General features: G+C 64.2%; 26 protein-coding genes. 14 read left to right on the top strand and 12 right to left on the bottom strand.

Going from position 1 to position 24796, the window contains the following annotated elements; genetic code table 11:
• The first annotated feature begins 27 nt into the window (after positions 1–27).
• The 6 genes from AC1DSF_RS00440 (at position 28) to AC1DSF_RS00415 (ending at position 5809) form a co-directional block, all read left to right on the top strand.
• Positions 28–1491, top strand: a complete 1464-nt coding sequence (locus AC1DSF_RS00440; protein ID WP_478124755.1) for a M16 family metallopeptidase — start codon at positions 28–30, stop codon at positions 1489–1491.
• Positions 1492–1586: 95 nt separating this feature from the next.
• Positions 1587–2897 (top strand): M16 family metallopeptidase, encoded by a 1311-nt coding sequence (locus tag AC1DSF_RS00435; protein WP_478125270.1) that lies wholly within the window; start codon positions 1587–1589, stop codon positions 2895–2897.
• A gap of 34 nt (positions 2898–2931) precedes the next feature.
• Positions 2932–3597: an RsmD family RNA methyltransferase gene (locus tag AC1DSF_RS00430; RefSeq protein ID WP_478124754.1), complete on the top strand. Its 666-nt coding sequence runs from the start codon at positions 2932–2934 to the stop codon at positions 3595–3597.
• Positions 3598–3642: 45 nt separating this feature from the next.
• The gene (coaD, locus tag AC1DSF_RS00425; protein ID WP_478124753.1) at positions 3643–4146 is read left to right on the top strand and encodes a pantetheine-phosphate adenylyltransferase; all 504 of its coding nucleotides are present in this window, start codon (positions 3643–3645) and stop codon (positions 4144–4146) included.
• Positions 4143–4805 carry a 5-oxoprolinase subunit PxpB gene (gene pxpB, locus AC1DSF_RS00420; protein ID WP_478124752.1) on the top strand — a complete coding sequence of 221 codons (663 nt, stop codon included), beginning with the start codon at positions 4143–4145 and terminating at the stop codon, positions 4803–4805. Before coaD ends, pxpB begins: the two co-directional genes overlap by 4 nt.
• Positions 4805–5809: a 5-oxoprolinase subunit C family protein gene (locus AC1DSF_RS00415; protein ID WP_478124751.1), complete on the top strand. Its 1005-nt coding sequence runs from the start codon at positions 4805–4807 to the stop codon at positions 5807–5809. The genes pxpB and AC1DSF_RS00415 overlap by 1 nt, the downstream gene beginning before the upstream one ends.
• 25 nt (positions 5810–5834) lie before the next feature.
• Here AC1DSF_RS00415 and AC1DSF_RS00410 read toward each other — a convergent pair whose 3' ends face one another.
• The gene (locus AC1DSF_RS00410) at positions 5835–6545 is read right to left on the bottom strand and encodes an alpha/beta fold hydrolase (RefSeq protein WP_478124750.1); all 711 of its coding nucleotides are present in this window, start codon (positions 6543–6545) and stop codon (positions 5835–5837) included.
• A 57-nt stretch (positions 6546–6602) separates the two neighbouring features.
• On the opposite strand from AC1DSF_RS00410, the gene AC1DSF_RS00405 reads away from it, so the two are divergent.
• The 7 genes from AC1DSF_RS00405 (at position 6603) to glxR (ending at position 13397) form a co-directional block, all read left to right on the top strand.
• Entirely contained in the window at positions 6603–7295 is a 693-nt protein-coding gene (locus tag AC1DSF_RS00405; protein WP_478124749.1) for a histidine phosphatase family protein, read from the top strand.
• 72 nt (positions 7296–7367) lie between these two features.
• Positions 7368–8174 carry a phytanoyl-CoA dioxygenase family protein gene (locus AC1DSF_RS00400; RefSeq protein WP_478124748.1) on the top strand — a complete coding sequence of 269 codons (807 nt, stop codon included), beginning with the start codon at positions 7368–7370 and terminating at the stop codon, positions 8172–8174.
• Positions 8175–8201: 27 nt separating this feature from the next.
• On the top strand, positions 8202–9233 hold the full coding sequence (locus tag AC1DSF_RS00395) for a LacI family DNA-binding transcriptional regulator (protein ID WP_478124747.1): 1032 nt from the start codon (positions 8202–8204) through the stop codon (positions 9231–9233).
• Between the two features lie 103 nt (positions 9234–9336).
• Positions 9337–10299, top strand: coding sequence for a Bug family tripartite tricarboxylate transporter substrate binding protein (locus AC1DSF_RS00390; protein ID WP_478124746.1), 963 nt, complete (start codon positions 9337–9339; stop codon positions 10297–10299).
• Positions 10300–10327: 28 nt separating this feature from the next.
• On the top strand, positions 10328–11689 hold the full coding sequence (gene gudD / locus AC1DSF_RS00385; RefSeq protein WP_478124745.1) for a glucarate dehydratase: 1362 nt from the start codon (positions 10328–10330) through the stop codon (positions 11687–11689).
• Positions 11690–11703: 14 nt separating this feature from the next.
• Complete coding sequence (locus AC1DSF_RS00380; protein WP_478124744.1) at positions 11704–12501, top strand: HpcH/HpaI aldolase family protein; 798 nt, start codon at positions 11704–11706, stop codon at positions 12499–12501.
• Positions 12502–12515: 14 nt separating this feature from the next.
• Positions 12516–13397, top strand: a complete 882-nt coding sequence (glxR, locus tag AC1DSF_RS00375) for a 2-hydroxy-3-oxopropionate reductase (RefSeq protein ID WP_478125269.1) — start codon at positions 12516–12518, stop codon at positions 13395–13397.
• 1 nt (position 13398) lies between these two features.
• On the opposite strand, the gene AC1DSF_RS00370 is transcribed toward glxR, so the two are convergent.
• From AC1DSF_RS00370 to AC1DSF_RS00340, 7 genes are all read right to left on the bottom strand, one after another.
• Complete coding sequence (locus tag AC1DSF_RS00370) at positions 13399–14745, bottom strand: tetratricopeptide repeat protein (protein ID WP_478182320.1); 1347 nt, start codon at positions 14743–14745, stop codon at positions 13399–13401.
• Between the two features lie 38 nt (positions 14746–14783).
• Complete coding sequence (locus AC1DSF_RS00365; protein WP_478124743.1) at positions 14784–16187, bottom strand: amidase; 1404 nt, start codon at positions 16185–16187, stop codon at positions 14784–14786.
• On the bottom strand, positions 16184–17674 hold the full coding sequence (locus tag AC1DSF_RS00360; protein WP_478124742.1) for an ABC transporter substrate-binding protein: 1491 nt from the start codon (positions 17672–17674) through the stop codon (positions 16184–16186). Before AC1DSF_RS00360 ends, AC1DSF_RS00365 begins: the two co-directional genes overlap by 4 nt.
• Positions 17675–17759: 85 nt before the next feature.
• A complete protein-coding gene (locus AC1DSF_RS00355; protein WP_478124741.1) occupies positions 17760–18581 on the bottom strand; it encodes an ATP-binding cassette domain-containing protein in 822 nt (273 codons plus the stop codon).
• Positions 18578–19567 carry an ABC transporter ATP-binding protein gene (locus AC1DSF_RS00350; protein ID WP_478124740.1) on the bottom strand — a complete coding sequence of 330 codons (990 nt, stop codon included), beginning with the start codon at positions 19565–19567 and terminating at the stop codon, positions 18578–18580. The genes AC1DSF_RS00355 and AC1DSF_RS00350 overlap by 4 nt, the downstream gene beginning before the upstream one ends.
• Before the next feature lie 6 nt (positions 19568–19573).
• Positions 19574–20455 (bottom strand): ABC transporter permease, encoded by an 882-nt coding sequence (locus tag AC1DSF_RS00345; RefSeq protein WP_478124739.1) that lies wholly within the window; start codon positions 20453–20455, stop codon positions 19574–19576.
• Positions 20452–21402, bottom strand: a complete 951-nt coding sequence (locus tag AC1DSF_RS00340; protein WP_478124738.1) for an ABC transporter permease — start codon at positions 21400–21402, stop codon at positions 20452–20454. The genes AC1DSF_RS00345 and AC1DSF_RS00340 overlap by 4 nt, the downstream gene beginning before the upstream one ends.
• A 135-nt stretch (positions 21403–21537) precedes the next feature.
• On the opposite strand from AC1DSF_RS00340, the gene AC1DSF_RS00335 reads away from it, so the two are divergent.
• The gene (locus AC1DSF_RS00335) at positions 21538–21840 is read left to right on the top strand and encodes a YfhL family 4Fe-4S dicluster ferredoxin (RefSeq protein WP_478124737.1); all 303 of its coding nucleotides are present in this window, start codon (positions 21538–21540) and stop codon (positions 21838–21840) included.
• On the opposite strand, the gene AC1DSF_RS00330 is transcribed toward AC1DSF_RS00335, so the two are convergent.
• The 4 genes from AC1DSF_RS00330 to AC1DSF_RS00315 all read right to left on the bottom strand — a co-directional run bounded on the left by AC1DSF_RS00330 (position 21841) and on the right by AC1DSF_RS00315 (position 24791).
• Positions 21841–22317: a hypothetical protein gene (locus AC1DSF_RS00330; RefSeq protein ID WP_478124736.1), complete on the bottom strand. Its 477-nt coding sequence runs from the start codon at positions 22315–22317 to the stop codon at positions 21841–21843.
• A 29-nt stretch (positions 22318–22346) separates the two neighbouring features.
• Complete coding sequence (pth, locus tag AC1DSF_RS00325; RefSeq protein ID WP_478124735.1) at positions 22347–22985, bottom strand: aminoacyl-tRNA hydrolase; 639 nt, start codon at positions 22983–22985, stop codon at positions 22347–22349.
• 90 nt (positions 22986–23075) lie between these two features.
• Positions 23076–23735, bottom strand: coding sequence for a 50S ribosomal protein L25/general stress protein Ctc (locus tag AC1DSF_RS00320; RefSeq protein ID WP_478124734.1), 660 nt, complete (start codon positions 23733–23735; stop codon positions 23076–23078).
• 81 nt (positions 23736–23816) lie between these two features.
• On the bottom strand, positions 23817–24791 hold the full coding sequence (locus tag AC1DSF_RS00315) for a ribose-phosphate pyrophosphokinase (RefSeq protein ID WP_478124733.1): 975 nt from the start codon (positions 24789–24791) through the stop codon (positions 23817–23819).
• Positions 24792–24796 lie beyond the last annotated feature (5 nt).

The raw sequence follows: 24796 nt of genomic DNA, 5'->3' as shown, positions 1-24796 counted from the left end.
GCGGGTTTTTACAATCCGAGCCATTCTATGAAACACCCCTCGCCACGCTCCGCAGCGTTTGGTGCGGTGCTGGCCTCGGTGCTCATTGCGCCTTGGGTCCTGCCCGCGTTTGCGCAGACTTCCCCTCCCCAATCCCAATCCGACTCTCCAGGTCCGGTCGCCGCGTCGGCCGCGGCACAGCAGTTCACGCTGTCCAACGGCATGACGCTGATCGTGAAGCCCGACCGGCGCGCGCCCACCGCCGTCCAGATGGTATGGGTCCGCGTCGGGTCCGTGGATGAGGTCGACGGCACATCGGGTGTCGCTCACGTCCTGGAGCACATGATGTTCAAGGGGACCAAGGACCTGAAGCCGGGTGAATTCTCCCGGCGCGTCGCGGCGCTCGGCGGACGCGAGAACGCCTTCACGACCCGCGACTACACCGGCTTCTACCAGCAGATTCCGGTCGAAAAGCTCGAACAGGTCATGAAGCTGGAGTCGGATCGCTTCGCCAACATGCAATGGCCCGACGATGAGTTCAAGCGTGAGATCGAAGTCGTCAAGGAAGAGCGACGCATGCGCACGGATGACCAGCCCCGCGCATTGCTCAGCGAGCAGCAGAACGCGGCGATCTTCACTGCATCTCCGTATCACCGCCCCGTCGTCGGGTGGATGAGCGATCTGGACGCCATGACGCCCGCGGACGCTCGTGCGTTTTTCAAGCAGTGGTACACCCCCGAAAACGCGGCAATCGTGGTCGCCGGCGACGTTGACGTGGAGCAAGTACGCGCCATGGCCGAGAAGTACTACGGTTCGATCCCGTCCCGCGCCCTTCCGGCTCGCAAGCCGCGCGTGGAACCCGCGCAGCGTGGGGTCAGACGCATCGAATACAAGGCGCCTGCGGAGCAGGCCTACGTGTCGCTCGCGTTTCGCGTGCCGCAGATCGATCCTGCAGACAAGTTTGCGGGCGACATCGATCCTTATGCGCTCGTCGTGCTGGCCGCCGTCCTCGACGGCTATCAGGGTTCGCGGCTCGACCGTGCATTGACGCAAGGGCCTGATCGTGTGGCGGACCAGGCGGGGGCTTATTCCGGCTTCGTCGGACGTGGGCCGCAATTGTTCGTGCTCGAAGGTGTACCGGCCGCAGGCAAGACCGCCGAGGCAGTCGAAACCGCCTTGCGCGCAGAAGTCGCGCGGATCGCCCGCGACGGCATCGGGGAGGCCGAACTGGCCCGCGTGAAGACGCAGTGGGTTGCGAGCGAGACCTACAAGCTCGATTCCGTCATGGCGCAGGCGCGTGAACTCGGCAGCAATTGGGTGCAGGGGCTTCCGCTGGAGGCAAGCACGCAGATCATCGAACGGCTGCAGGGAGTCACGGCAGCGCAGGTGCAGGCTGTGGCTGCGAAATATTTTGGTGCCGACCAGATGACCGCAGCAGTTCTGCGGCCCCTACCGCCCGAGAAAAATGCCAAGCCTCGCAGCGTTGCTGCGCCGGCCGGCGATCTGCGTTGAAGGAAGGTTTCATCCCCATGTTCAAGATTCCAAAGATGACCCTGCTTTCCGCTTGTTCCTCCGCTTCCGCCCGTCCGGTTCGCGCCGTTCTCCCCATGCTCGCCGGCGCGGCCTTGCTCGTCGCCTCGAATGCTTTTGCGGCCATACCGATCCAGCACTGGACGCTGCCGAACGGCGCCAACATCTATCTCGCCGCAACGAACGCATTGCCGATCGTGGATGTCCAGGCGGACTTCGATGCCGGTTCCCGCCGGGATCCGCCCGCTCAGGCGGGTCTTGCCGGCGTGACCGCAATGATGGTCGAGAAGGGCGTTCGCGCGGGCGGAAGCGACCCGGCGATGGATCAGAACGCCCTCGGCGAAGCTTGGGCCGACCTGGGCGCCAATTTCGACGTCAGTGGCGGCGGTGAGCGCACCAGCTTCACTCTGCGCACATTGTCCGAACCGGCGCTGCTCGACAAGGCGGTGCGGCTGGCGGCCCGCCAGATCGGCGAACCCGCGTTTCCGGAGGATGTATGGAAGCGCGAGCGCGAGCGGCTCGACGCTTCCATCAAGGAGGCAAACACAAAGCCGGCAACAGTGACTGAACGCGCGTTTTCGCAAGCCGTCTACGGCGCTCATCCGTACGGGCTCGATGTGACTGAGGAGACGCTGGCGCGGATTGACGTCGCCACGATGCGGCGCCGCTACGAGCAACTCATCGTTCCGTGCCGGGCAAAGATCAGCATCGTCGGCGCCGTGACGCGTCCGCAAGCGGAGAGCATCGCGACGACCTTGCTGTCCCGCTTGCCGGCCGCATCGTCGTGCGGCGCGCTCTCGCCCGTTCCGGAAGTGGCGCCGCTCACCGCCGCCAAGGAGGAGCGGATCCCTTTCGATTCGGCGCAGGCACACGTGATCATCGGGCAGCCTGGATATCGGCGCGCCGACCCTGATCACTTCGCGCTCAACCTCGGCAACTATGTCCTGGGTGGAGGCGGATTCGTCTCGCGCCTGACGGAGCAAGTGCGCGAAAAGCGGGGCCTCACCTACAGCATCTACAGCAGCTTCTCTCCGGGCTTGCACGCAGGCGCTTTCCGCATCGCCTTCCAGACGCGGCCCGACCAGGCTGACGAGGCGGTGAAGGTCTCGCGCGAAGTGCTTGCAAAGTTCGTTGCCGACGGGCCGACAGAGGCAGAACTGAAAGCCGCCAAGGACAACGTCATCGGCGGCTTTCCCCTTCTGCTGGACAGCAATCGCAAGCTGCTGGGCAATGTCGCGAACATCGCGTGGAACGACCTGCCGCTCGACTATCTCGACACATGGACCGCTCGGATGAACGCCGTCACTGCGGCCGACGTCAAGGCAGCCTTCGCGCGCAAGCTCCACCCGGACCGCATGGTGACGGTGATCGTCGGTGCCAAGCCCTGATGAACGCCATGGTTCGACGTGGTGCCGTTAAGCTTTGCCCGTGAAGTCAACCTCCCGAACCCCTCTCCCCGCCGCAGCCAAGACCACTGCTTCCGCCAAGCTGGCGAAGGCGCCGCATTTCGTCCGGATCATCGGCGGCGAATGGAAGCGCACGCGCCTCGCTGTCGCCGACAAGCCCGGTTTGCGTCCCACACCCGACAGGGTTCGCGAGACCCTCTTCAACTGGCTCGCGAGCCTTGCGGGAGCAGGCGGCGGCGAACTGCCCGGCTGGAAGTGCGTCGATGCCTTTGCCGGCACCGGTGCTCTGGGGCTGGAAGCCGCTTCGCGCGGCGCGGGCGCCGTGTTGCTTTGCGAGCAGGACCCGGCACTCGTCACCCAGTTGCAGGCGCTGAAGACCAAGCTCTCCGCCGATGCTGTTCGCGTCGAGCGTGGCAACGGCGTCACTGTCCTGGAGCGCACTGCTGCCGGCAGCCTGCATGCCGTGTTCCTCGACCCGCCGTTTGAAAACCCCGCGTTGTACGTGCCCGCCTTGCGAGCCGCAGAGCGCGCGCTGCGGCCGGGCGGCGTGATTTATCTCGAAGCAGCGCGCCGATGGCCGGATGACGAGATCGCCGCGCTCGGCTTGACGCTGTATAGGCATCTGAAGGCCGGCGCAGTGCACGCGCACCTTCTTCAACGCTCGGCGGACGCGGCTGCATAATCCGCGGAACCAGGCCGCGATCGGCTGCATCAGGAGGAAGCCACCATGACCAGCAACGTGATCGCGGTATATCCCGGCACTTTCGACCCCATGACGCTGGGCCACGAAGACGTCGTGCGGCGCGCGACGCAGTTGTTTTCGCGGGTCATCGTGGCAGTCGCCGCGGGGCATCACAAGAAGGCGCTTTTCACTTTGCAGGAGCGCATCGACATGGCGCGAGACGCAGTTACGCCCTACAGCGATCAGGTCACTGTCGAAAGTTTCTCGGGGCTCTTGCGCGACTTTGTGGTCGCGCGCGGTGGCAAGGCCATGGTCCGCGGCCTGCGTGCCGTGACCGATTTCGACTATGAGTTCCAGCTCGCCGGCATGAATCGCTCGCTGATGCCGGAAGTCGAGACCGTGTTTCTCACACCCAGCGACAAATATCAGTTCATCTCCAGTACCTTCGTGCGCGAAATCGCCATGCTCGGCGGCGAGGTCGACAAATTCGTTTCGCCCAAGGTGCAAGAAAGTCTCATGGCCAAGGTGCGCAGCCTCGGCCGCGAATGACGCAGTCGGTGCCGCTTCGCTTGCACTCGATGGGCGAGGCCGCGCTGGTGTGCGAGTTGCCTGCGCCGGCGACGCTCGAACAACAGCAGCGGATCTGGGCGCTTGCCGCTGAAGCCATGCGGTGGCGCGGCGTTCGCGAAGCGCTGCCGGGAATGAACAATTTGAGCCTGCTCTTCGATCCCGACCAGATCGATGGCGCGGAACTCGAGATGCAGGTGCTTTCGGCCTGGCCACAGTTGAACGCCGCATCGATCGAAGGGCGATCCATCGAGATTCCAGTCAATTACGGCGGTGAGTTCGGTCCCGACCTGGCGGACGTGGCTTCGCACACGGGCTTGACGCCGTCGGAGGTCGTCCGGCGGCACAGCGAGGGCGACTACGTGGTGTACCTGCTCGGCTTCCTGCCGGGATTTGCCTTCATGGGCGGACTCGCGCCGGAGCTCGCCACGCCTCGGCGTACGGCGCCCCGGTTGGAAGTCCCTGCCGGAGCGATCGGCATTGGCGGCGAGCAAACAGGCATTTATCCGATGGTCTCGCCCGGTGGATGGCAGTTAATCGGCAGGACACCGCTCAAGTTATTTGATCCGACTGCGGCCGAGCCCACCCTGCTTCGGCCCGGTGATCACGTGCGCTTCGTCGTTGAAAGCCTGGAGACCTGATGGCCGTCGGCATCACAGTGCTGCGGCCGGGAATGCTGGCTTCGGTTCAGGATCTGGGCCGGCACGGCCATCGCCAGTTGGGCATCTGCCCCGGCGGCGCGCTGGACGCCCTCGCGTTGATGCTCGCCAACCGTCTCGTGGGCAATCCCGACGGTGCTGCCGGGGTGGAACTCACCATGGGGGGCTGCGAGTTCCGCTTCGATGCGCCGACGCGCATTGCGATCACCGGTGACGACTTCGACGCCCGCTTGGACGGCACTCCTATCTGGCCCGGGTGGAGCATGCCTGTGAGTGCAGGGCAGACGCTCAAGCTCGGGCGCGCCAATCGATCGAGCCGCAAAAAGGGATTGCGCACCTGGTTGGCCGTCGCAGGCGCTTTTGACGTGCCGGTCATCCTCGGGTCACGCAGTACGGACTTGAAGGCCGGATTCGGCGGCCATGAAGGACGGCCCCTGAAAGCCGGCGACAGCTTGTTTTCAGGCAAGTCGACCTTGACTGCCGAACAGTTGTCGAGGCGGGCTTTCGGCGTGCGCATGCCTGCTTGGGATTTGAACGCGGAAGACGGCGCCATCGTCTTGCGCACCATGCCGGGTCCTGAGCATGAGCAATTCACGGTCGCGTCGCGCGAGCTGCTGTGGCGCGAGCCATGGCGCATCACGCCCCGAAGCAACCGCATGGGCAACCGGCTGGAGGGAGCGGAACTCAAGCGCAAGCGCCCAATTGACATTCTTTCTTCAGGCGTGATTCCCGGAACGATTCAGGTGCCTCCTTCGGGTCAGCCCATCCTGCTGATGGGCGATGCGCAAACGACGGGCGGCTATCCGCGGATCGGTGTGATCATCCGGGCCGATCTGTGGAAGCTGGCGCAGGCACCGCTCGACGGCCGTCTTCGGTTCCTGCAGGTCGATGCCGCGGAAGCGCTGGCGGCCTGGGCGGGGCAGCGGCGCTATCTTGCGCATCTTGCGCAAGGCCTTGTCTCGATGGGCTGGATCGCGCCCTCCTAGAAGGCGTCTCCCTGGGGCGTGGGCTTCAATTGCCCGCGCTCAGCGGTACCAGCCATCGGCCCAGCGTGCCGTTGACGAACTCCGGCTTTTCCATCGTCAGCATGTGGCCGCACTGCGGAATCCACGCGACTTCAGCGTGGGGCATCAGCGCCGCGATTTCCCGTGAACATTCGGGTGGCGTGAGACGGTCGCCGTCGCCACACATCACCAGCGTCGGACATTGCAGCCGCGCCAGATGTGGGCGCTGGTCGGGACGCTCCATCAGCGCGCGGTTCTGCCGAATCAACTGCGCTGTACCTGCGTCAAGGATCAGGTCGATATAGCGCTGCACGAGTGCCGCATCGCGTGCCTGGATCGGGTGAAAGGCAAAGCCTGCGTTGAGCTCGATCACGTCGCGCGCCTCGCCGCGTTCGAACAACTCGATCGCCGATTTGCGAAGTTCATACATGTCCGGCGTCTCCGGACGCGCATTGGTGCCAAGCAGCGCCAGGCCGGCGATGCGTTCGGGAGCCTGCCGGGCGGCTTCCATGGCAATCATCCCGCCCATCGATGCGCCGCAGAGGATCAGCGAGCCTGAATGTTCCGAGAGCAGCGCCGCAGCCATGGTTTCGATGCGATCGTGCCGCATGTGCACGTCCGTCACCTCGACGCCGAGCGATCGGGGCAGGGAAGGGATCTGGGCTTCCCAGAGGCGTGCGTCGCAGGCGAGACCGGGCAGCAGGATAAGAGTTGGCATCGGCGAATTCTCCGCGATGAACACGGACACATCGCCGTCGCTCTCTGCAGGGACAATATGCCCCTGCCTATGCCCACTACCGAACTCATTCTGATCCGCCACGGTGAAACCGACTGGAACCGCGAACTCCGCTTTCAGGGCCACATCGACGTTCCCCTCAATGACATGGGCCATGAGCAGGCCCGCCGGCTCGGCCTGCGGTTGGCTGACGAGCCGATCGATCACCTGGTCAGCAGCGACCTGATGCGTGCGCAACAGACCGCTGCGCCGGCCGCGCAATTACTCGGGCTGGAGATCGTGACCACCGTTGCATTGCGCGAGCAGAACTTCGGCGTGGTCGAAGGCATGCGGGCTGACGAAATCCAGAGCCTGCACCCTCGCGCCTGGGAGGACTGGCTGAAGTTTCGCGAAGATCACGCAATGCCCGAAGGCGAGTCGCCGCGGCAGTTCCACAGCCGGATCATGCAGGCGCTCGGAAACATCGCCGAGGTCCATTCGGGTCAGCGCGTGCTCGTGGTGACGCACGGGGGCGTGCTCGACATGGTCTGGCGCACCGCCCGCGCGCTTGGGCTGAACGGACCGCGCCAAAGCGAGATCCCTAACGCCGGCTTCAACCGGATCCGCATCGCCGATGCCTCTGCGCCGGAAGACCTCGAGATCGTCGATTGGGCCGACACCCGCCATCTGGCCGATCTGCCGGCGCAACCCACCTATGACCAGCGCCGCCATCTGAAGAGCGTCGAGAAATAAGCCGCTGCGAGCGCGAATCGCTCTCGGTTTGCGCTGTTTCCCCATAATGTGCGTCTCTCAGGAGATGCATCGATGGCCCGAATGTCCGCGCAAGAAATCGACCACTACAAGGCTGAGGGCTGGGTCATACCGCAGTTTCGGCTTTCTCCGGAGCGCACCGCGGTCATGCGTGAGGCGCTCGATGCGTTGATCCGCGACAACCCGGGCGTGCGCCCGGAGAAGCTCGTCTCGGCGCACATCGAGGGCGACAACGGCGAAGGCGTGCGCGGCAGCCGTCACTTCCTCGATTTGGCCATGGACCCGGAGATCGTCGAACTCGTGTCCGGTGCCATCGGCGACGACGTGATCCTCTGGGGCTGCCACGTCTTCTGCAAGCCACCGGCCGAAGGCTATGAAACGCCGTGGCATCAGGACGGCCACTATTGGCCGATACGGCCGCTGGCCACTTGCACGGTCTGGGTCGCGCTCGAGGAATCGACGACCGAAAACGGGTGCCTGCGGGTCATCCCGCGCTCACATCGAGGGCAGGTTCTTCACGATCATCTGCACGAAGACCGGTCGGACCTGACCCTCAACCAGCGCATGGCGGCCGGCAGCTTCGACGAAGCGGCGGCGGTCGACCTGGAACTGCAGCCGGGCCAGATGTCCATGCACGATGTTTTCATGATCCATGGCGCCCAGGCGAATACGTCCGCCAAGAGACGGACGGGCGTGGCGCTGCGGTACATGCCTTCGACATCGGTGTTCGAACGTGACTTGCGGCCGTCGGACGGGAAGACCGGCTTGGCCGTCAACTTTGCCGAGCGGCCGCTCTGGCTCCTCAAGGGTGCCGACCGCAGCGGCCGCAACGATTTTCAGGTGGGACACAAGCGCTGGTAGCGCTATCGTGGCGCCTAGAATGCGCCGATGAGCAAAGACGACGTTCCCACCAGACGCGCCCGCCGAGGCAGCGGCGCTGTAACGTTGCACGACGTGGCAAAGCTCGCCGGCGTCGCACCCATAACCGCATCGCGCGCCTTGAGTTCCCCGTCGCAGGTGTCGGCGGAGGCTCTGCAAAAAGTCACCGACGCCGTGCGACGGACCGGTTACGTGCGCAATGTGCTCGCTGGTGGGCTCGCCTCGACGCGCAGCCGGCTTGTTGCTGCCGTGGTGCCGACCATGTCCGGGCCTGTTTTCCTGCAGACGGTGCAATCGCTGACCGAGGCGCTGGCGGAGCGCGGCTACCAGCTGATGCTCGGGCAAACCGGGTATGTGGATTCCCGTGAGGATGCGTTGCTCGAAGCCATCATCGGCCGGCGGCCCGACGGCATCGTGCTCACCGGCATCATGCATTCGCCCGAAGGCCGCAGGCGCCTGCTGGCCGCCGGAATTCCGGTGGTCGAAACATGGGACCTCACGCCGACGCCGCTTGACATGCTGGTGGGTTTTTCGCACGTGGAAGTTGGCCGGACTGTGGTCGACTTCCTGCGAGGCAGGGGGCGCCGTAACTTGGCGGTGGTAGCGGGCGACGATGAGCGCTCCCGGCGGCGCCACGAGGCTTTTTGCACAGCGGCACGCTCACTGGGCTTGCGTGATGTGCCGGTTTTTCCGGTGCCGGCGCCCACCACACTGAAGAGCGGCCGGGCGGCGCTCGCGGAATTGCTCCGCGAGTTTCCCGACACTGACGCGGTGTTCTGCAGCTCAGATCTTCTCGCGTTGGGTGTCTTGGTCGAGGCGCGGGCACAAGGGATCTCCGTACCGGCGCAACTTGCGGTCGTGGGCTTCGGAGACCTGGAGTTCGCCGCTGACTTTGAACCGGCACTGACCACGGTGCGGATCGATGGCGCGGCCATTGGTCGTCAGGCGGCGCAGTTCATCATCGACCGCGCCGAAGGGCGGGAGGTCGAACAGCGGGTCGTCGACGTCGGCTTTTCGATCGTCGACCGGGAAAGCGCCTGAGGGCAAACCCTGAGAGAGAGCGTCTGTTTTGTTTACGACGGTAGCGCTATCATTGCGGCACGATAGCGCTACCATTTGGAATCGTTTCGAACAGACGAACATCATGAAAAAACTACTGGTTTCCCTCGGCGTCGCGTTGGCCGCCGTCAGCATCGCGCATGCACAAGAGTGGCCGCAAAAGCCGGTCACTTTCGTCGTTCCGTTTCCTCCCGGCGGATCGACTGACATGGTCGCTCGAGCCATCACGCCGAAGCTCGCCGACAAATTGGGGCAGACCTTCCTGGTCGACAACAAGGCCGGGGCCACGGGCACCATCGGGGCGACCCAGGTCAAGCGTTCGGCGCCGGACGGTTCCACTTTCCTGGTCACCTCGCTCGGTCCCTTGGTCATCGCGCCCCACCTCATCAAGGGGATGCAGTACGACGCCTCCAAGGACTTCGACCTGATCACGGTCGCTGTGCAGGCGCCGAATGTCCTCGTCGTGCCCGCGAATTCGCCGCACAAGTCCGTCGCCGATGTCATTGGCTACCTGAAGGCGAATCCCGGCAAGATGACTTTCGCTTCTTCGGGCAACGGATCGAGCGACCACCTGACGGCAGTGCTTTTCTGGCAGCAGACCGGCACGAGCGGACTCCACGTTCCCTATAAGGGCGGCGCGCCAGCCATCACCGACCTGCTCGGCGGCCAGGTCGACGCCTCGTTCCAGAATGTCAATGCGGTGTTCCAGAACATCAAGGCCGGCAAACTCAAGGCACTTGCCGTCACGGGCGACAAGCGCTCGCCCGTGCTCCCCGATGTTCCGACCACGGCAGAGGCCGGGGTGAAGAACGTCGAGGTCTATTCATGGCAAGCCATCGTCGCGCCCAAGGGCTTGCCGCCCGCCGTGCGAGACAAGGCGCACGATGCAATGGTGGCCGCCCTCAACGACCCGGCCGTCAGGAAGCAGTTCACGGCGATCGGCTTGGAGGTCGTCGGCAACACGCCTGCCGAATTCGCAGCCTTTCAGCAGCAGGAATCGGCGCGCTGGAAGAAAGTGATCGAGACCGGCAAGATCACCGCCGATTGATGCCCCAGATTCAACTCGAGTCCATTCGATGTCCAATCCCCATCGCGATCCCAATCCCGATCGCAATTCAACGCCCACCATCTCCGGCTTGCGCGTGATCCCCGTCGCCGGCCGCGACAGCATGCTGTTGAACCTGAGCGGCGCCCACGGCCCTTTCTTTACGCGCAATCTCCTGATCCTCACCGACAGCGCGGGCCGGACGGGGGTCGGCGAAGTACCTGGCGGCGAAAAGATCCGCCAGACGCTCGAAGACGCGCGCGATCTCATCGTCGGGCAGTCCATCGGCGGCCACCAGCGTGTGTTGCAGCAACTGCAGCAGAAGTTCGCCGACCGTGATGCCGGCGGCCGCGGCTTGCAGACCTTCGACCTGCGCACCACCATCCATGCGGTGACGGCCGTGGAGTCTGCAATGCTCGACTTGCTCGGCCAGTTTCTGGACGTGCCTGTCGCAGCGCTGCTCGGCGAAGGCCAGCAGCGTGACGCGGTCGAAATGCTGGGCTACCTTTTCTTCGTCGGCGACCGCGACAAGTCCGACCTTCCGTACGCGCGGGAGCCGCAGGCTGACAACGACTGGTTCCGGCTCCGGCACGAAAAAGCCATGAGTCCAGAGGCGATCGTGCGGCTGGCGGAGGCTGCCCGAGAGCGGTACGGCTTCAATGACTTCAAGCTCAAGGGCGGCGTGCTGCGCGGAGACGAGGAAATCGAAGCGGTGGTTGCGTTGCACGAGCGCTTCCCGCAGGCGCGCGTCACGCTGGACCCCAACGGTGGCTGGCTGCTGAAAGACGCGATCCGCCTGATGCGCGACATGCGCGGCGTGGTCGCGTACGCGGAGGATCCTTGCGGGGCCGAGGAGGGTTTCTCGGGCCGCGAAGTGATGGCCGAGTTTCGCCGGGCCACAGGCCTGCCGACCGCGACCAACATGATCGCTACTGACTGGCGTCAGATGAGCCACGCGCTCGCGCTCCAGTCCGTCGACATACCCTTGGCGGACCCGCATTTCTGGACCATGGCCGGTTCCGTGCGCGTTGCGCAGACCTGCCGCGACTGGGGGTTGACCTGGGGTTCGCACTCGAACAACCACTTCGACGTTTCGCTGGCGATGTTCACGCACGTTGGCGCCGCCGCGCCGGGCCGCGTGACCGCCATCGACACCCACTGGATCTGGCAGGACGGCCAGCGGCTGACCAAGGAACCGCTGCGCATCGAAGGCGGCTTGGTGCGGGTGCCGACGAAACCCGGACTGGGCGTCGAACTCGACATGGCCGAAGTCGAGAAGGCGCACCAGCTTTACAAACAGCACGGCCTGGGATCGCGCGATGATGCGGTCGCGATGCAATGCCTGATTCCGGGCTGGACTTTCGACCCGAAGCGACCTGCTTTCGACCGCTAGAACAAGGAGTTCCCATGAGAGAAAACCGCCTGCGGGCGCTTTGGAAGACGGGAGGTGCCGCGGTCAACGGCTGGCTCGCGATTCCCAACGGCTTCTCGGCCGAAACCATGGCCCACCAAGGTTGGGATTCGCTCACCGTCGACCTGCAACATGGCGTCATCGACTATCAGTCGATGATCCCGATGCTGCAGGCCATCTCGACCACCGATACGGTGCCCGTTGTTCGCGTGCCCTGGCTCGATCCTGGCGCGTTGATGAAATCACTCGATGCGGGTGCCTACGGCGTCATCTGCCCAATGATCAATACGCCCGATGAAGCGGCGCGGCTGGTCGCCTACACGCATTACGCGCCGCGCGGCACCCGCAGCTTCGGGCCTGTTCGGGCCCTGCTGTACGGCGGCGCCGACTATGCCCAGCATGCGAACGACACCATCGTGACCTTCGCGATGATCGAGACCGCGCAGGCGCTCGAAAATCTCGACGCGATCATGTCCGTGGAAGGACTGGACGCGGTGTACATCGGTCCATCGGACCTTTCGCTTGCCCTGGGGTGCAGGCCGGTTTTCGACGACGTGGACCCTCCGGTTGAACAGGCCATTGATCACATCCTCGCTCGCGCCAAGGCGCACGGGCTGGTCGCAGGCATTCACAACGGCACGCCCGAGGGCGCGCTGGCGCGGATCGCCAAGGGGTTCCAGTTCGTCACCGTGAGCTCGGATGCGCGGCTTATTGCCGCAGGCTCGCAACAGGTGCTCGCAAAGATGCGCGCGACGCAGCCGGCCGGCACGTCGTCCGCCTCAAGCTCTTACTGAACGAAAGGACATCCATCATGAAAATCGGATTCATCGGACTGGGCATCATGGGCGCGCCGATGGCGCAGAACCTCTTGAAGGCCGGGCACGAAATGTTCGTGCGCACGCGTCGCCAGGTCCCGGAGGCGTTGAAGACGGCCACGGCCTGCGGCACGAATGCCGACGTCGCCCGCGCGGCGGACGTCGTGATCCTGATGCTGCCCGACACGCCGGACGTCGAGCTGGTTCTGTTTGGCGAAGACGGCGTTGCCTCCGGCCTCACCAAAGGCAAGCTTGTCATCGACATGAGCTCGATCGCGCCCATGGAGACCAAGCGTTTCGCCAAGAAGATCAACGAGCTGGGATGCGACTACCTCGACGCGCCGGTCTCTGGTGGCGAAGTCGGCGCGAAGGCGGCGAGCCTCACCATCATGGTTGGCGGCGAGGAGGCCGTGTTTGAGCGTGCCAAGCCGCTCTTCGAAGCAATGGGCAAGAACATCACCCTCGTCGGCGGCAACGGCGACGGGCAGACCACCAAGGTGGCGAACCAGATCATCGTCGCGCTCAATATTGCCGCCGTCGGCGAGGCGCTGCTGTTCGCCAGCAAGGCCGGAGCCGATCCTGCAAAGGTTCGTCAGGCGCTGATGGGCGGCTTCGCGGCCAGCCGCATTCTCGAAGTGCATGGCGAGCGGATGATCAAACGCACCTTCGATCCAGGCTTTCGCATCGCGCTGCACCAGAAGGATTTGAATCTGGCGCTGTCCGGCGCGAAAGCGATGGACGTGGCGCTGCCGCAAACGGCGTCGGCCGCACAACTGATGCAGTCCTGCGCCGCCCATGGTTGGGACCAACTCGATCACTCCGCGCTGGTGAAGGCGCTGGAGCAGATGGCGGCGCACGAAGTCGCCAAGGGCTGATCTACGCGGTCAGGCCGAGCCGCCCATAGATCGCGCCGGCTTGTCGGCGAAGCCGCACAGACTCGGGCTGCGCATTGACCTGTTGCTGCAGGAGGCCCTGCGCACCGGCCAAGGTGGTCTTGGTTCCGTGCCGGATCAAGGCATCGAGATAGACCTGCTCGAAAAGATCGCGCTGCGCATGGCTGCCGCCAATCTCGACCAGCCTCGGCAGTGCCAGCCCCAGCCATTCGATGGCGGACGCCGCATCGCCGCGCGCATGTGAGAGCAAGCCGCGTGCGGCCGGCAAGCAGACGCGCTGCCAGGCGTCACGCGTGGAAGGCGATGCAGTCGGCGCGAACGATTCGATGCGGCTCAACAGCATGTCGGCTTCCGGCCGACCCGCGCGCGCGAGGCCGTAGAGATATTGCAGATCGAGAAAGGGCAGCACGTGATCATCGAGCCGCCCGAGAAGATGGGTGGCGACATCCTGCCAACGATCCCCCACGTCGATACCCGACAACTCGAGTCGCGCGAGCAGGGAAACTGCGCCGATCTGGTCCTGCGAGTAGTCTTTGACGACGCCCCAGACGTGGCGGTCATAGGTGTCCAGTGCCTCCGCGTTCCGCCCGAGGTCGATCTGGAAGAGCGCCACATGCCACCAGTTGTGCGTGACCATGAACGAATTGAGGCCCACCCATGTGTCGCTCACGCCCTGCATGAATTTCAGGCCCTCGTCGAGGCGGCCTTCGGTCAGCATGACATGGGCCAGCGCGTGGTGAGCCCACGGTTCCTTGCGTTCCATGCCGATTGCGCGGCGCGCGCTTGATTCGGCCTGCCGCATCAGGTGGCATTGCTCGTACGCGAATGCGGCCATGCCATGGACATAGGGCACATCGGCAGCCGAAGGCAGCGCAGCAAGCGCTAGCCGCAGCATGCCAGGGCAATCGCCGATGTTGAAGCAGTGGTACTGCCCCAGCTTGATGGACGCCAGATCGCGCGGGTGCTCCAGGGCCTGCTCCTGATGCAGGGCAATGGCTTGGTCGATGGCGCCATCTGCCCAGGCTGCGATGGCCGCAATGTAGCGCTGCTCGCGCAATGTCGCCTGCGCCGCGGCGGCTTGTGCGCGCTCGATGAAGGGACGTGCGTTTGCCGCGGCGTCGCCCGACTCCGCGAACAGGTGCAGCGTCGCGCAGTACGCCTGCACGATGGCACTCGGATCCTCTGCGGCGGCGAGCACGTCGGCTGCGCGCGTCTCGCAGGAGATGAAGCCTTCGACAAAATCGTTGATCGCGCGCAAAGCGGCCGGATCGGCAACGCTGACCGGATTGCCGAGGCTGTCGCAAGATCGGGGCGCTGAACTCAAGGCTATTCCTGGAGAATATCGATCGAGAGAACGATACTGCCGCTTCAGACCTGCGGCTGGGGCCAGGGCCTTTGAGGTTCGCGGATCAGTTCGAAAGCGCGCGAGACCTTCAGAACACCCAGGTCGTCAAAACGATGTCCGGCAATCTGCAGGCCGATCGGCAAGCCGCTCGGGCTGTAGCCGCAGTTGATCGACGCGGCCGGCTGTTCGGACATGTTGTACGGGACCGTGAAGCCAATGTGCTCCAACGGTCGGAGCGGGTCGTTGGTGGGCGACGGCGCTTCGGCCGGAGCGGGCATGTTCGGCGCAGTCGGCGAGATCACATAGTCGTATTTCGCGCAGGCCGCCACAGCGGCAAGCCGCGTTGCATGAAACTGGCTGAATCCACGAAACACGTGCTCGCCGCTGAAACCGGCTGCGCTCTCGGCCCATGCGCGGATGTAAGGCAGCACCTTGGCGCGTTGTTCCGGCTTCAGCGCGTTCATGTCTACCAGCGAGCGCATGCGCCAGAAATGGTCCATGCCGTCGAGCATGGCCTGCGACATGAAGGGTTGCATGGTCTCCACGATCGCGCCCGCGCGCTCGAAGAGTCGGGCGGCGTGTTCGACGGCCTGCCGGATTTCCGGCTCAACGGCGAGTCCGCAGCCGGCATCCAGCAGGAGACCGATTCGAAGACCCCGAAGGTGGTCGATGTCCACCTCGAACGATGCCCAATCTATCTCCTGCGCGGGCAGGCTCATGCTGTCGCGGGCGTCCGGCTGCGCGAGCGTCTGCATCATCAGGGCGGTGTCGCCCACCGTGCGCGTCATCGGCCCGGCGGCCCGGCCCATGTAGGGCGGGTCGATGGGGACGCGGCCGAGGCTGGGCTTGAGCGTGAAGATCCCGCACCAGCCGGCAGGCAGGCGCAGCGAGCCGCCAATGTCGGTGCCGATATGCAGCGGACCATAGCCCGCAGCCGCTGCCGCGCCAGCGCCGGCGCTGGAGCCGCCCGGCGTTTTCGAAAGGTCCCAGGGATTGCGCGCCAAGGTATGGAAGCTCGACAGTCCCGAAGACAACATGCCGTAGTCCGGCATCGTGGTTTTGCTGAAGATCACCGCGCCGGCTTCCCTGAGCCGGGCAGCGGGCGGAGCATCCGACTGGGCAGGTTTCAGCTCGACAGCCGCGGTGCCGGCAGGGAGGGGATCGCCGCGCGTCGCGATGTTTTCCTTGATGGTCGTTGGCACGCCGTCGAGCGGACCCTGTGGCTCACCGCGCCGCCAGCGAGCTTCGGACGAGCGCGCCTGTTCGAGGGCGGCATCGGGACGAAGCAGCCACGTGGCTTGCAAATGCGGCTCCCAGCGCGCCGCATGATCGAGAACGGCTTGCGTGACCTCGACCGGCGAGAGCTTTTTTTCGCGATAGGCGACGATGAGTTCGCGCGCGCTCAGTTCGTTCAAGGGAGTGTTCACGACCAGGACAACGCCGACAGATCGTTGACAAAGATGGGCATGTCCTTCCAGAGGCCCTTGACCCCCTTCTTGGCGACAGTGGGCCACTGCGGCTGGAAGAGGAAGGCGTTGGCCGCATCATTGGCAAGCATGCGCTGGGCGTCGCCCAGAAGCTTGTTGCGCTCGGCGGTGTTGCCCGTGGTCTTGATCTTGTCGTACAGCGCGTTGAAGTCCTTCGATTGGTAGCCCCAGTAATAGTCGGCCTTGGCATAGTTGCCGAGGTCGAACGGCTCGACGTGGGAAACGATGCTGAGGTCGTAGTCCTTGTTGCCGTAGGTGCCGCTCAGCCATTGCGCCCACTCGACGTTCTGGATCTTCACGTTGATGCCGATCTTGGCCAATTGCGCCGCGACCACTTCGGAACCTTGGCGCGCATAGGGCGGTGGGGGCACCGTCATGGTGAGATCGAGCGGAGTCTTCACGCCCGCCTCGGCCAGGAGTTGCTTCGCCTTCTCGATGTTGAAAGGATTGACGCCAGTCGTGTCGACATAGCCCGCGGCGCCCGGCACATAGTGGCTGCCGATAGGTACGCCAAAGCCGTCGACGGCGCCCTCGATCACTGCCTTGCGGTCGATGGCCATCGATATGGCGCGGCGGACGCGGACATCGTCAAGCGGCTTGCGCTTGTTGTTGATCGAAACGATCGTCTTGGCCCGCGAGCCGCTCAAGATCACCTGGTACTGCGGGTTGGCCTTGAACTGCGGCACCACGCGCGTCGCGATGCGCGGGAAGGCATCGACGTCGCCTGCCAGCACCGCGGCCGCTTGCGCTGCGGGATCCGAGATGAAGCGGAACGTCACCTTGTTGATCTTCGCCGCGCCGGGGTTGCGGAAGCCGTCCCACTTGCTCAGCGTCAGCGAACTCCCTTTGTTCCAGCTATCGAGCTTGTAGGGTCCGGTGCCGATCGGCTTGGTGGCGTTCGTGTCGGCACTCTTGGGCTCGACGATGACGGCTGTGGCCTGGCCCAGGAGGAAGGGCAGGTCGGGGTCGATCTCGCTGTTGATGACGACGACCGTGTAGTCCTCGACCACCTGTGTCTTCAGGCTCGCGAAGGTGCGCTTGTCCTTGTTGGTGCTTTTTTCGCTTCCGGCGCGGTCGAAGGAAAATTTGACGGCCTGCGCATTGAACGGTTCGCCGTTCTGAAACTTGACACCCCGGCGCAGCTTGAAGGTGTAGGTGCGCAGGTCCGGCGAGACCTCCCAGCTCTCGGCCAGGAGCGGTGTGACGCTGCCGTCGGAATTGATCTTGGTCAGCGTCTCGAGGATGTTGTATTGGACGATTTCGCCAATTGCCGAAGCCGCGCCGGCGGTCGGGTCCAGGCCCGGCGGCTCGAGCGCAATGCCAAGCACCATCGCATCCTTGCGGCCCTGGGCCAATGCCAACTGCGGCAGCGCGAGCGGCACGGTGGCGAGCGCGGCGGTGGTCATGAGGGTGCGGCGATTCAACATGGTCAGGGCTCCAGGGAAAGGCTTTGTGGAAAGGAAATAGAACGTTACATCATCGCGAGACGCAGCCTGCGGGGCAAGTATTTGCTCATGCCGCTGCTACCGGCTCTGCGCGCGGCACGGCCGCCAGCAAGCTCCGCGTGTAGGGATGCTCCGCGTGCGCAAAGAGATGCTGCGGCGAACCGCGCTCGACGATGAGGCCCCGATGAAGCACGCAGACCTGGTCGCACAGGTGGTTCACCACCGCCAGGTCGTGGCTGATGAGCAGATAGCTGATTCCATACTGTTGCTGCAAGTCTTGCATGAGATTGAGCACCTGCGCCTGCACCGACACGTCGAGCGCGCTCACGGGTTCGTCCGCGACGATCAGTTTGGGGCGCGTGATCAGCGCGCGCGCAATCGCGATCCGCTGCCGTTGGCCGCCGGAGAATTCGTGGGGGTACTTGTGCAGGTCATTGGCTCGCAGGCCGACCGCGGCCAGCGATTCGCCTGCGCGCTCCTGCTGTTCGGCGCGGCTTGTTTCGCCGAGGGCTTCGAGCGGCTCGGCCACGATGCGCGCGACAGTCTGGCGGGGGTCGAGCGAGCCATAGGGGTCCTGGAACACCATCTGCACGTCTCGCCGGGCTCTTCGCAGTTGATCGCTCGGCAGCGCGTGCAGATCGCGGTTGAGCAATTTGACGGTTCCTGAGCTCGGCCGATCGAGCGCCATCACCAGCCGGGCGATGGTCGATTTGCCGGAGCCGGATTCGCCGACGATGCCGAGGCTGTGGCCCTCAGAAATGCTGAAGCTGACGCCGTTGAGCGCCTTGACCATCGGCGGAGGCCCGAAAAGGCGTTCACGCGGCAGCGTGTAGTGCCGGACCAGGTCAGTCACTTCGAGGAGAACGCCTGGTTCAATGGGGTCCGTCATGCGATCAGTCCCTCCGTGGCCGCGACTGCGTCGAGCCGGATGCATCGCGCCAGATGGTCATGGGGAAGCCGCACCGGCTCCGGGCGCGTTGCCTGACAGGCATCGACCGTGTAGCTGCAGCGGCCGGCGAACGGGCATCCTGCCGGCAAGTCGACGAGCTCAGGCACGCTTCCTTTGATGGTCGCGAGCTTGACCCCGCGCGGCGCTCCAAGTGCGGGCCGGGCCGCGAAGAGACCCTTGGTGTAGGGGTGCGCTCTTTCTGCGAAGACCGCTGCCGTGGGGCCGCTTTCGACCACGCTGCCGCCATACATCACCAGCATCTTCGACACGCTTTGAGCAATGACGCCCAGATCATGCGAGATCAGGATGAGCGCCATGCCGCGCTCGGCGACGAGACCTCGGATCAAATCGAGAATCTGCTTCTGGATGGTGACGTCGAGCGCGGTTGTCGGCTCGTCGGCGATCAGCAGGTCGGGTCCGCACGCCAATGCCATGGCGATGCCGATGCGCTGCCGCTGGCCTCCTGAAAACTGATGCGGATAGGCATCCAGCCGCGATGAGGCATCAGGAATGCCGACGCGCTCGAGCAGCGCAAGGGCTTCCTTGCGGGCATCGGCAGCGGAGAGGCCGCGGTGCAGGCGCAAGGGTTCGCCGACCTGGCGCGCAATGGTGTGGACCGGATTCAGCGCGGTCATCGGTTCCTGAAAAATCATGCCGATGCGGTCGCCACGAAGCTTGCACATCTCGCGCTCCGGCAGCCCGACGAGTTCGGTGCCCTCGAATCGGATGCTGCCCGAGACTTTGGCGGTCGACGGGAGCAGCCCCATCAGCGATTGCACGGTGATGGATTTGCCGCAGCCTGATTCGCCGACGATGCCGAGGGTTTCGCCGCGCTCCAGCGTGAAGCTCACGCCGCGCACCGCTTCGGCCGGGCCGCGCTGGGTCTGCAGTTCAACGTGAAGATTGTCGACTTCGAGGAGAGGCATAGGCGGTCAGCGCGCGCGGGCGAGGCGGGGGTCGAGCAGGTCGCGCAATCCATCGCCGAGAAGGTTCAAGCCGAGCACGGCCAGCGCAATCGCCACGCCCGGAAAAACAGCGAGCAGTGGCGCCTGGAACATCATCGTCTGCGCTTCGCTCAACATGCGCCCCCACGAAGGCTGCGGCGGCTGCGTGCCGAGTCCGAGGTACGACAGCGCGGCCTCGGCCAGGATGGCAATCGCGAAGCGGATCGTGATCTGCACGATCAGCACCGCCGAGATATTGGGCAGTACATGCTGCATCGTGATCGCGAACGGGCCCTTGCCGCAGGCGCGCGCTGCGGCGACGTATTCGCGCGACCAGATCGCATTGGCCGACGCGCGCGTGATGCGGGCAAAAGTAGGAATGTTGTAGATGCCGATCGCAATGATGGCGTTCACGATGCCGGCGCCGAAGACCGCCGTCATCATGATGGCCGACAGGATCGCCGGAAAAGCCATCGTGAAGTCGCTGAACCGCATGATCGCTTCCTCGACCCACCCGCGCCGTGCCGCCGCAAGCAGGCCCAGCGCGGTTCCCACGGTGAGGCCGATGCCTACCGCGATCACGCCAACCAGAATCGATGCACGGGCGCCGACCAGCAACAGCGACGCCACGTCACGCCCGAAGGTATCGGTGCCCAGCCAATGCGCTGCGCTTGGCCGCTGGAGCTTGCTGGCAAGGTCCATCTCATACGGCGACCAAGGGGTCCAGACCAGGGAGACGGCAGCGGCCACCAGCAGAAGCAGCGTGAGGACAGCCCCGACGGCAAAGCTCGGGTGGTGCAGCGCACGGCGCCAAAAGCCCGGCACCTTGAAAGCAGCCGCGCTGGGTGTCGTTGCGGGAATGGCGCTCATATGTCGCTCGCCTTGATGCGGGGGTCGATGACGGCATACAGAACGTCGACGACGAAATTGACGATGACGACCATCGCAGCCAGCAACATCACGCAGTTACGCACCACGATCAGGTCGCGATTGCTGATTGCCTGGAAGATAAGGCGGCCGAGCCCCGGCAGGTAGAAGACGTTTTCGACCACGATCGTGCCCGCGAGCAGCTCGGAAAACTGCATGCCCATCACTGTGACGACCGGGATCAGCGCATTGCGCAGTACGTGCCGCCAGAGCACCGCCCGCTGCGAAACGCCCTTGGCTCGCGCGGTGCGCACGAAATCTTCACGCATGACTTCGAGAACCGCCGAACGCGTGATGCGGGCGAGGATCGCGGCTTGCACGACGGCGAGCGACAACGCCGGGAGCAGCAGCGCCTTCAGGCCCGCGAAGATGCCTTCGCCCCAGCCTTCGAAGCCACCCGCCGAGAACCACTGGAGTTGAACCGAAAAGACGAGGATCAGCAGGATCGCGAACCAGAAGTTGGGTATGGCGACGCCGACCTGCGTGAGCCCCATCAACCCGACATCGCCCAGCTTGTTGTGGCGCGCCGCGGCGGTCACGCCGACGACCAATGCCAGCGCCGTCGTGAAAGCCATTGCAAGCAGGGCCAGCGGTACAGTGAGTGCAAGACGTTCGAGGATCAGGTCCAGAACGGGCGAGCTGTAGGTGTAGCTGTCGCCAAGTTGGCCGGTCAGGAGCCCGCCGATCCAGTGCCAGTAGCGGCTCCACGCCGGCTGGTCGAGCCCAAGCTTGGTGGCGAGCGCCGCCACGGCGTCGGGTGCGGCGTCCGGTCCCATGAGCATCTGCGCGGCATTGCCCGGCAGGATCTCCAGCACGAGAAAGACGATGATGGAAGCGCCGATCAGGGTGGCAATCAGCGTGATGAAGCGCTTGAAAAGAAACAGACTCATAGGGCGGGCCGCAGCATAACCCGAGTCTTGCAACGAGCGTGCCGGGGCTGCTGGCTTTCGGCCCATCGGCGCGCCCCTGGTGGGGGCATCGGCGCCATTTTGGCGGCCCGATTCGCGGCGATCGATAATCCGCACATGGCCCTCATGATCACCGACGAATGCATCAACTGCGATGTGTGCGAGCCTGAGTGCCCGAACGACGCGATCTACATGGGCACCGAGATCTACGAGATTGATCCGCACAAGTGCACCGAATGCGTGGGGCACTTCGATGAGCCTCAATGCGTGCAGATATGCCCGGTCGCCTGCATTCCGACCAACCCCGAGCATGCCGAGTCACGCGAGACTCTCTGGCAGAAGTTTGAGCGCCTCACGGCCGACAAGGCGGCCGCTCAGGGCGGCGGGACCGAGAGCGGCCCACCCGTGGCTGCTTCCTAGCTATTCGCTGGGCTTCCTGGCGCCGGACTTCTTCGACTTCTTTGGCGGCGCTGCTTCTGCGGCTCTGGCAGCCTGTGCGCTCACGTAGACGGTGTCCTTTCCTTTCTTCGGCTTCTTGGATGCATCCTTGTCCGGCCGGGTCTGTGTCTTCCGCGCCTCCTTGGGCTTGTCTCCGATCAGGATGGGCCGCTGTTGCGCGTGCTTGGCCTCAAGGCGAAGGCGGTCGCTCTTCATCCGGTCGGCGGCAATCTGCGCATCGCGTGTCGATTGATCAGCGACGCGCTTTTGCTCTGAATTTCTCGTGTCGTCCAGGTCGAGCTCCTTGCCGCCGGCGCAAGGTTGGTCGGTATAGGTGTTGCCGCAGCGCCAGGCACCGCCGGCACCAATGCTTTCCGCGGCCAGAGCGCCCCAGTGGAAGCACGCTCCCGCCAGCAGCAATGCGCTGCGAGCGGCGATCTTTGGACGTGACAGTTTCATTTTTATTTCTCCCTTTCGCTTTCTCTCCGCTAACCCGCGGCGGGTTCGCCTCCGCCCCCGTCCCCCGGCTCGCGCCTCGGCGGTTTAGGGCGCGGCGGCTTGCTCGTGTGAATGAGCAATGTCGCCTTGTCCATCTCGCCCGCAGCCAGCGCCGGGAAGGCATGCAGCGTGCGGACGATGGCGTCTTCGATGGCTTCGCGCTGTTCCTTCAGCGGCTTTTTCAGAACCCAATTGACGACTTCCGATTTGACTCCCGGATGACCAATGCCCAAGCGCAGGCGCCAATAGTCGGCGGTGCCGAGTTGCGCGTGAATATCTCTCAGGCCGTTGTGCCCGGCATGGCTGCCTCCAAGCTTGAGCTTGGCCTGGCCTGGCACCACGTCGAGTTCGTCGTGCGCCACCAGGATCTCGCTTGGTTCGATTTTGAAGAAGCGAGCCAATGCCGCGACTGACTTGCCGGAGAGGTTCATGAAAGTTTGGGGCTCGAGCAGCCAGATCGGCCTCCCACTCACTTGCGTCCGAGCAACCAGCCCGTGATAGGACCGTTCCGGCGACAGCGTGACTTTCAGATCGCGCGCAAGCGCATCGATCCACCAGAACCCGGCGTTGTGCCGAGTGGCTTCGTACTCAGGGCCCGGATTGCCGAGGCCAACGAATAGCTTGATCATGCGTGGATTATCTTGTTCGGGTTTGGTGCGGCCTCAAAAAGAGATGGCCCGCACAGGGCGGGCCATCGGACGCAACAGCGAAGGGGCGAATTACTTCTTCTTCGCGGGTGCCTTGGCGTCGGCCTTGGCAGCTGCCGGAGCACCTTCGGCGCCAGCAGCGCCTTCTGCGCCAGCGGCCGGCTCTTCGGCGACCAGCGGCGACACGGCGGACACCACCACCGGATTGCCCTTGCCATGGCTCACGTACTTCAGGCCCTTCGGCAGCTTGAGGTCGTTGACATGGATCGTGGCATTCTTGGTCAGACTCGAAAGGTCGACTTCGATGAACTCGGGCAGATCTGCGGGCAAGCAGCTGACTTCGAGTTCGGTCATCACGTGATTCACGAGATTGTGGTCGAGCTTGACGGCGGTGGACTCTTCTTCACCCTTGAAGTGCAGCGGCACCTTGACGGTCATCCGGGTACGCGCGTCGACACGTTGGAAGTCGACGTGTTGCACGAGCGGACGGAACGGGTGGTACTGCACGTCACGCAGCAGCACTTTGCTGGTGTTGCCACCGAGGTCCATTTCGAGGATGGACGAGTGGAAGGCTTCCTTCTTGAGGGCGTGCCACAGCGCGTTGTGATCGAGTTCGATCAGCTGGGGCTGGCCTTCACCACCATAGACGATACCGGGCGTCTTGCCCGAAATGCGGAGACGGCGGCTCGCACCCGTGCCCTGCTTTGCGCGCTCATAAGCGACGAATTTCATAACTCACTCCTGTGGAAGTCGACCGCGACCAGTGCGACTCCGGTTTAAAAAGGGCTTCCGAAAGGAAGCCCGGCTTTTTGCTCAGAACAGGTTTTCCTGATCCGAGAACAAACTCATGACCGACTCGCCCTTGGCGATGCGCTGGATCGTTTCCGCAATGAGCGGCGCGACCGAGAGCTGGCGAATCTTTCCGCAACCCATTGCAACATCGGAGAGGGGAATCGTGTTGGTCACAACCACCTCGTCGAGGGCGGATCCTTGGGTAATTCGCTCGATCGCGGGACCCGAAAAGATCGGGTGGGTGCAATAGGCATAGACCTTCTTCGCGCCACGCTCTTTCAGCACCTCCGCCGCTTTGACCAATGTGCCAGCGGTGTCGATCATGTCGTCCATGATGACGCAGTTGCGGCCGTCGATTTCGCCGATCACGTGCATCACTTCGCTCACGTTGGCGCGCGGACGGCGTTTGTCGATGATGGCGAGATCGCAATTCAGTTGCTTGGCCAGCGCGCGGGCGCGCACCACGCCGCCAACGTCCGGCGAAACCACGATCAGGTCTTCGTAGTTCTTTTGACGCAGATCGCCAAGCAGCACTGGCGATGCGTAAATGTTGTCCACGGGAATATCGAAGAAACCCTGGATCTGATCGGCATGCAGGTCCATGGTGAGCACGCGGGCAACGCCAACGGTTTCCAGAAGATTGGCAACGACCTTGGCCGAGATGGGCACGCGGCTGGAGCGCGGGCGACGGTCTTGCCGCGCGTATCCAAAGTAGGGGATCACCGCACTGATGCGCTCGGCCGACGCGCGCTTGAGTGCGTCGACCATGATGAGAAGCTCCATCAGGTTTTCGTTGGTCGGAGCACAAGTCGACTGGACCACAAAAACATCGCGCGCTCGCACGTTCTGGTTGATCTCGACAGTGACTTCGCCGTCAGAGAAACGACCGACGCGAGCTGCGCCCAGCGAGGTGCCTAGGTGGTGCGAAATTTCCGCGGCAAGCCCTGGATTGGCGTTGCCGGTGAAAACCATGAAATCAGGGTTGTGAGCCTGCATGAGCG

The organism is Variovorax sp. 01N429 (assembly GCF_056399425.1).
This window is presented reverse-complemented; position numbering and strand designations above follow the sequence as displayed.

Bases quoted from the DNA above. Each gene is read 5' to 3' on its own strand.
- AC1DSF_RS00440 (WP_478124755.1), top strand. From the start codon at position 28: ATGAAACACCCCTCGCCACGCTCCGCAGCGTTTGGTGCGGTGCTGGCC.
- AC1DSF_RS00435 (WP_478125270.1), top strand. From the start codon at position 1,587: ATGCTCGCCGGCGCGGCCTTGCTCGTCGCCTCGAATGCTTTTGCGGCC.
- coaD (WP_478124753.1), top strand. From the start codon at position 3,643: ATGACCAGCAACGTGATCGCGGTATATCCCGGCACTTTCGACCCCATG.
- pxpB (WP_478124752.1), top strand. From the start codon at position 4,143: ATGACGCAGTCGGTGCCGCTTCGCTTGCACTCGATGGGCGAGGCCGCG.
- AC1DSF_RS00415 (WP_478124751.1), top strand. From the start codon at position 4,805: ATGGCCGTCGGCATCACAGTGCTGCGGCCGGGAATGCTGGCTTCGGTT.
- AC1DSF_RS00410 (WP_478124750.1), bottom strand. From the start codon at position 6,545: ATGCCAACTCTTATCCTGCTGCCCGGTCTCGCCTGCGACGCACGCCTC.
- AC1DSF_RS00405 (WP_478124749.1), top strand. From the start codon at position 6,603: ATGCCCCTGCCTATGCCCACTACCGAACTCATTCTGATCCGCCACGGT.
- AC1DSF_RS00400 (WP_478124748.1), top strand. From the start codon at position 7,368: ATGGCCCGAATGTCCGCGCAAGAAATCGACCACTACAAGGCTGAGGGC.
- AC1DSF_RS00395 (WP_478124747.1), top strand. From the start codon at position 8,202: ATGAGCAAAGACGACGTTCCCACCAGACGCGCCCGCCGAGGCAGCGGC.
- AC1DSF_RS00390 (WP_478124746.1), top strand. From the start codon at position 9,337: ATGAAAAAACTACTGGTTTCCCTCGGCGTCGCGTTGGCCGCCGTCAGC.
- gudD (WP_478124745.1), top strand. From the start codon at position 10,328: ATGTCCAATCCCCATCGCGATCCCAATCCCGATCGCAATTCAACGCCC.
- AC1DSF_RS00380 (WP_478124744.1), top strand. From the start codon at position 11,704: ATGAGAGAAAACCGCCTGCGGGCGCTTTGGAAGACGGGAGGTGCCGCG.
- AC1DSF_RS00360 (WP_478124742.1), bottom strand. From the start codon at position 17,674: ATGTTGAATCGCCGCACCCTCATGACCACCGCCGCGCTCGCCACCGTG.
- AC1DSF_RS00355 (WP_478124741.1), bottom strand. From the start codon at position 18,581: ATGACGGACCCCATTGAACCAGGCGTTCTCCTCGAAGTGACTGACCTG.
- AC1DSF_RS00350 (WP_478124740.1), bottom strand. From the start codon at position 19,567: ATGCCTCTCCTCGAAGTCGACAATCTTCACGTTGAACTGCAGACCCAG.
- AC1DSF_RS00345 (WP_478124739.1), bottom strand. From the start codon at position 20,455: ATGAGCGCCATTCCCGCAACGACACCCAGCGCGGCTGCTTTCAAGGTG.
- AC1DSF_RS00340 (WP_478124738.1), bottom strand. From the start codon at position 21,402: ATGAGTCTGTTTCTTTTCAAGCGCTTCATCACGCTGATTGCCACCCTG.
- AC1DSF_RS00335 (WP_478124737.1), top strand. From the start codon at position 21,538: ATGGCCCTCATGATCACCGACGAATGCATCAACTGCGATGTGTGCGAG.
- AC1DSF_RS00330 (WP_478124736.1), bottom strand. From the start codon at position 22,317: ATGAAACTGTCACGTCCAAAGATCGCCGCTCGCAGCGCATTGCTGCTG.
- pth (WP_478124735.1), bottom strand. From the start codon at position 22,985: ATGATCAAGCTATTCGTTGGCCTCGGCAATCCGGGCCCTGAGTACGAA.
- AC1DSF_RS00320 (WP_478124734.1), bottom strand. From the start codon at position 23,735: ATGAAATTCGTCGCTTATGAGCGCGCAAAGCAGGGCACGGGTGCGAGC.
- AC1DSF_RS00315 (WP_478124733.1), bottom strand. From the start codon at position 24,791: ATGCAGGCTCACAACCCTGATTTCATGGTTTTCACCGGCAACGCCAAT.